Annotated in this window: 7 protein-coding genes; 5 read left to right on the top strand and 2 right to left on the bottom strand. The window is 31.0% G+C overall.

Annotated features, from left to right (window positions below; genetic code table 11):
- The 3 genes from ACI9TV_RS15955 to ACI9TV_RS15945 all read left to right on the top strand — a co-directional run.
- Positions 1–583: hypothetical protein (locus ACI9TV_RS15955; RefSeq protein ID WP_415251812.1), on the top strand; the 583-nt coding region annotated here is incomplete at its 5' end.
- A 45-nt stretch (positions 584–628) separates the two neighbouring features.
- Positions 629–1009 (top strand): response regulator, encoded by a 381-nt coding sequence (locus ACI9TV_RS15950; RefSeq protein ID WP_415251811.1) that lies wholly within the window; start codon positions 629–631, stop codon positions 1007–1009.
- A 12-nt stretch (positions 1010–1021) separates the two neighbouring features.
- Positions 1022–1684 carry a tRNA-uridine aminocarboxypropyltransferase gene (locus ACI9TV_RS15945; RefSeq protein WP_415251810.1) on the top strand — a complete coding sequence of 221 codons (663 nt, stop codon included), beginning with the start codon at positions 1022–1024 and terminating at the stop codon, positions 1682–1684.
- Positions 1685–1744: 60 nt separating this feature from the next.
- Here ACI9TV_RS15945 and ACI9TV_RS15940 read toward each other — a convergent pair whose 3' ends face one another.
- Together ACI9TV_RS15940 and ACI9TV_RS15935 are read right to left on the bottom strand one after the other, a co-directional pair.
- On the bottom strand, positions 1745–2071 hold the full coding sequence (locus ACI9TV_RS15940) for a type II toxin-antitoxin system PemK/MazF family toxin (protein ID WP_415251809.1): 327 nt from the start codon (positions 2069–2071) through the stop codon (positions 1745–1747).
- Positions 2065–2325: an AbrB/MazE/SpoVT family DNA-binding domain-containing protein gene (locus tag ACI9TV_RS15935; RefSeq protein ID WP_415251808.1), complete on the bottom strand. Its 261-nt coding sequence runs from the start codon at positions 2323–2325 to the stop codon at positions 2065–2067. Before ACI9TV_RS15935 ends, ACI9TV_RS15940 begins: the two co-directional genes overlap by 7 nt.
- Before the next feature lie 539 nt (positions 2326–2864).
- Between ACI9TV_RS15935 and ACI9TV_RS15930 the strand changes: the two genes are divergently transcribed.
- On the top strand, positions 2865–3308 hold the full coding sequence (locus ACI9TV_RS15930; protein WP_415251813.1) for a transposase: 444 nt from the start codon (positions 2865–2867) through the stop codon (positions 3306–3308).
- Positions 3309–3389: 81 nt separating this feature from the next.
- Positions 3390–4073: transposase (locus tag ACI9TV_RS15925; protein ID WP_415251807.1), on the top strand; the 684-nt coding region annotated here is incomplete at its 3' end.

Genomic DNA, 4073 nt, shown 5'->3' with positions numbered 1-4073 from the left:
GTTTATTATTTTCGCATTTTCAGGATGTAGTACAAGTTCTTTGATTGTTTTACAAAACAATACTTTACATTTAAAACATCAAAAGATGAATAAAATAATTGGATTGAAGGTACTGCAACAAGATACCCAATGGTATAACAATATAGATATTGAACAATATAAAGTGCAAGGAGCTGTAAGTACTTTATTTTACGAGCATATATATACGGATATTAACTGGGAATTCAAATATGGAGTGATTAGTACATTAAAGTATATTTTTGATGCTACTAAGGCAACAGTTTTATATAAAGATAGCGCCATCAGTTGTATTCAGTTGCAAATATCAAATACTAAACATATAAATATTTTAACAGAATCAAGTAGTTTTGATATGATGAGTTATACTTATGGATTCAGTGATGATGAATTTGTAAACTTAGTAGCTTCTATACAAAAAGATAAAGTAGCAGTTACTCTAAATAAAGATACAACAGCTCTTAGATTAGATAAATCATTAAAGTATTTGAGTACATGGAGTGTAAACATGTTATTAGTCCAACCTTTACTCAAACCTGTCGCAAGAAGAGGAACAAGTTTTTAAATTTTTTATGATACACTCATAAAAAATAAAATGTATAGAGAAAATATGACTATATTAATACTAGATGCAAGTGTTACAGTACAAATAAAGATTCGTGATTTACTACAAGAACTGGATTCTGAAAATTTAGATATAAAATGTTTTGAAGATGGGTCAGAAGCCTTAGAGTATGTAAAAGAAAATGAAGTAGATTTAGTTTTTTCTGCCATTGAGACCGTAGGTCTAGATGGTATTTCTTTTGTTGATATACTCTTACGTGATAAACCAAAACTTGTATCAAAATTATTTATTGTGACCTCTCAACAAAAGAATGAACAAGTTGAAGACATTAAAGGTGTTGGTGCTAAACGCTTTATCAGAAAACCTATCAATGAAGAGTATTTCAAACATTTTGTACTTCCAGAAATTAACAAAATATTAAAATAAGTTTTTCATACATTGACATACTACGGCGATAGAGAGAAGTGTTATAAATGTTATAGACCTAAAAGCTCGTGTATGTGCCAATACATTTCCCCCTTTGAAACAAACACAAAATTTGTAATCCTCATGCATCCAAAAGAATTTAAAAAAGTAAAGAACAACACCGGTTACTTTACCAAAGAGAGTTTACTAAATGCTGAACTTTTTATGGGCATAGACTTTTCAGACAACAAAAGAATCAATGACATTATAGATACTCACGATAGTTACATCCTTTATCCAAGTGAAAATGCTTTAGACCTCTCAAGTGTGAACCCGCAAGAAAATAAAAAGACGTCTAAAAGCTTAGCAATATTTTTAATAGACTCTACATGGGCATGTACAAGAAAGATATTTAATGAAAGTACTAATTTACAAAACTTAAAACATATGAGTTTTACAACTTCGCGTGAATCGCAGTATGGAATAAAAGAACAGCCTAGAGCGAATTACCTCTCAACAATAGAGTCAACGCATGTTGTTCTTGAGTTATTAGAGAAATGGAAGATAGAAGAGCTAGCTAGTGAGAATTTGGAGAATTTTTTAAATCCATTTTTTAAAATGATCGAATACCAAAAGGAACTGATAGAAAACTCAGATAACAATACTGTTAGATTTAAAAAGCATTCTAAGATCTGACCTAATAGTGAAAATGGGTACTTACATTTTCTATAACTTCCTTTTAGTTTTATCATATAATTACAGTTCAAACATATTAACAAGCATTTTTGAAATCTCTTTTGATGTTGCTGTATCAACATCCCCAAGCTTTTTTACAAGTCTTGTTTTATCAACTGTTCTAATCTGGTCTAATAATACCAAACCATCTTTTTTTTCAAATTTTATTTTAGGTCGAAATATAAAGTCAAACCCCTTAGAAGTCATAGGAGCAATAATGACTGTTTTTAAAACATTCATTTCGTTCGGTGAAATCACTATGCATGGTCTAGTCTTTTGAATTTCGGAACCAATAGTTGGATTTAACTTAACAAGATAAATCTCATATCTTTTGATATCTACTACCATTCATATTCTTCTAAATCATTATCGTTAAGTAAATCTTCTAAAAGTCCTTCATCGTGCAGACCCTTGTGCTTAGAGATTACTTTCTCAATATTTTCTATCCAAGTTTCTCTTCCTGTATTGTGAACAGGTTTGATTAATAAACCATTTTCTAATACTTCTAATTCTAAACTAACATTTTCAAGATGTGCTTGTTGAATTAAAGGCTTAGGGATTCTAATACCTTGTGAATTTCCAATTTTTGTGAGCATAGTCATAATTAACTCCTTTAAGTAATTATAATGTAATTACATTTGAAAGTCAATTTCATAAGATGATAACGTTTGTCGTGAGCAATAATTTCCCCGCTAGGGTAAATTATTGGTCTCCTCGGAGACTGTGAAATAACTAAAAAGCTATCAGTCTCATAAATTTCAAAAACCATAACATAAATTTCCTAAGATTCACCATCTTTAAACTTCTATAACAGTATAATATCACTAAGAATAGTTCGTAATGAACGGACTTTAAGAGGTGTTTATGAGTAGCAAATATAAAGAGGGTTTAAACCGTAATCAATAACAGTTTTTTCCTCCAAGTCTTGATGAGTATGTAGATGAGAATAATCAAGTAAGAGCTATAGATTTATATGTTGAACAACTTGATTTTAAAGAACTAGGCTTTGATGATACTTCTAGAAGTTTTGAGGGACAGAAGTCATATTCTCCAAAGTTACTTCTAAAAATATATATCTATGGTTACCTCAATAAAGTAAGACTAGCTCAACAAGCGTCAGTGCAATAAATCTACTAAATAGATTTATGTAAGCTCACGAGCCTTAGAAAAAGAGAATGCAAGGAATATAGAACTAATGTGGTTAACATCAGGACTAAAACCTACTTATAAAACTATTTCTGACTTTAGAAAGAATAATCCTAAAGCACTTAAACAAGTATTTAAAGATTTCGTACTGATACTTAAAGGTCTAGCATTAATAGGAGATACACTTATAGCTTTAGATGGAGCCTTTTTAAGAGCTAATGCATCTAAAAATACTTTAATCATGAAGAAGACTACACAAAGAGATTTAAAAGAGGTAGATTCCAATATAGATGAATACCTTAGTGCTTTAAAATACAGTGATGAAGAGACTCATACTACTAAGCTAGCCAAACAACTTCCTCGCAACTTAGAAATACTCCTAAAAAAAACTAGCTCAACAAGCGTCAGTGCAACAAATTTACTAAATAAATTTGTGTAAGCAAGATTTACAAGAGAGTTAAAATTCCTCGAAAAAATTAAACGTACCCAATACAATAGAACTGACCCAGATGCTAGTGTTATGGTTAAACCAGCGCATAACCTTATGGCTTACAATTCTCAGATATGTGTAGATGATAAGTTCAAGTTTATTGTTGCTACTGATGTTACCTCTTCTGGTACTGATAAACAAGAACTACATCACATGGCAATGCAGACTAAAGAAGTGATTACTAGCCCTGAGTTGGTAATTCTTGCTGATAAGGGATATTACTCTGCAGCTGAAATAAAGAAGTGTGTGGATGATGGGGTTAAGACACTTGTACCCTCTATTAGAACAGGACAAGAACTTATCAACAAGGGTAAGTTTACTAAAGATAAGTTCATCTATGACAAAGTTCAAGATGCCTATATCTGTCCTAACAATAAACTTATCTCTAGAACAAAGTCAATTAACAAATCATATGCAAGAATAATGCATATGTATAGAAGTTCTCAAACTGACTGTAATGCCTGCAGTATCCGAGATAAGTGTCTAGGTGAAAAGACCAAAACTAAACAAACCCAAAGATGGGAACATCAAGAAGTATTAGATACATACAATAAAAATTTAGAAACACCTCAATCAAAAGTCCTTATGAAAAAGAGAGGTTCTATCGTTGAACATCCATTTGGAACAATTAAACGCTCTCTTGGCTGGGAGCACTTCTTAGTTAGAAGTAAAAAGAAAGTGCAAGGTGAAAATGCCCTCATCATGTTTACCTAT

Origin of the sequence: Sulfurimonas sp. (genome assembly GCF_047622445.1) — a bacterium.
Taxonomy (GTDB): domain Bacteria; phylum Campylobacterota; class Campylobacteria; order Campylobacterales; family Sulfurimonadaceae; genus Sulfurimonas.
Note: the sequence above shows the minus strand (reverse complement) of the source record. Positions and strands in the feature narration are given on the sequence as shown.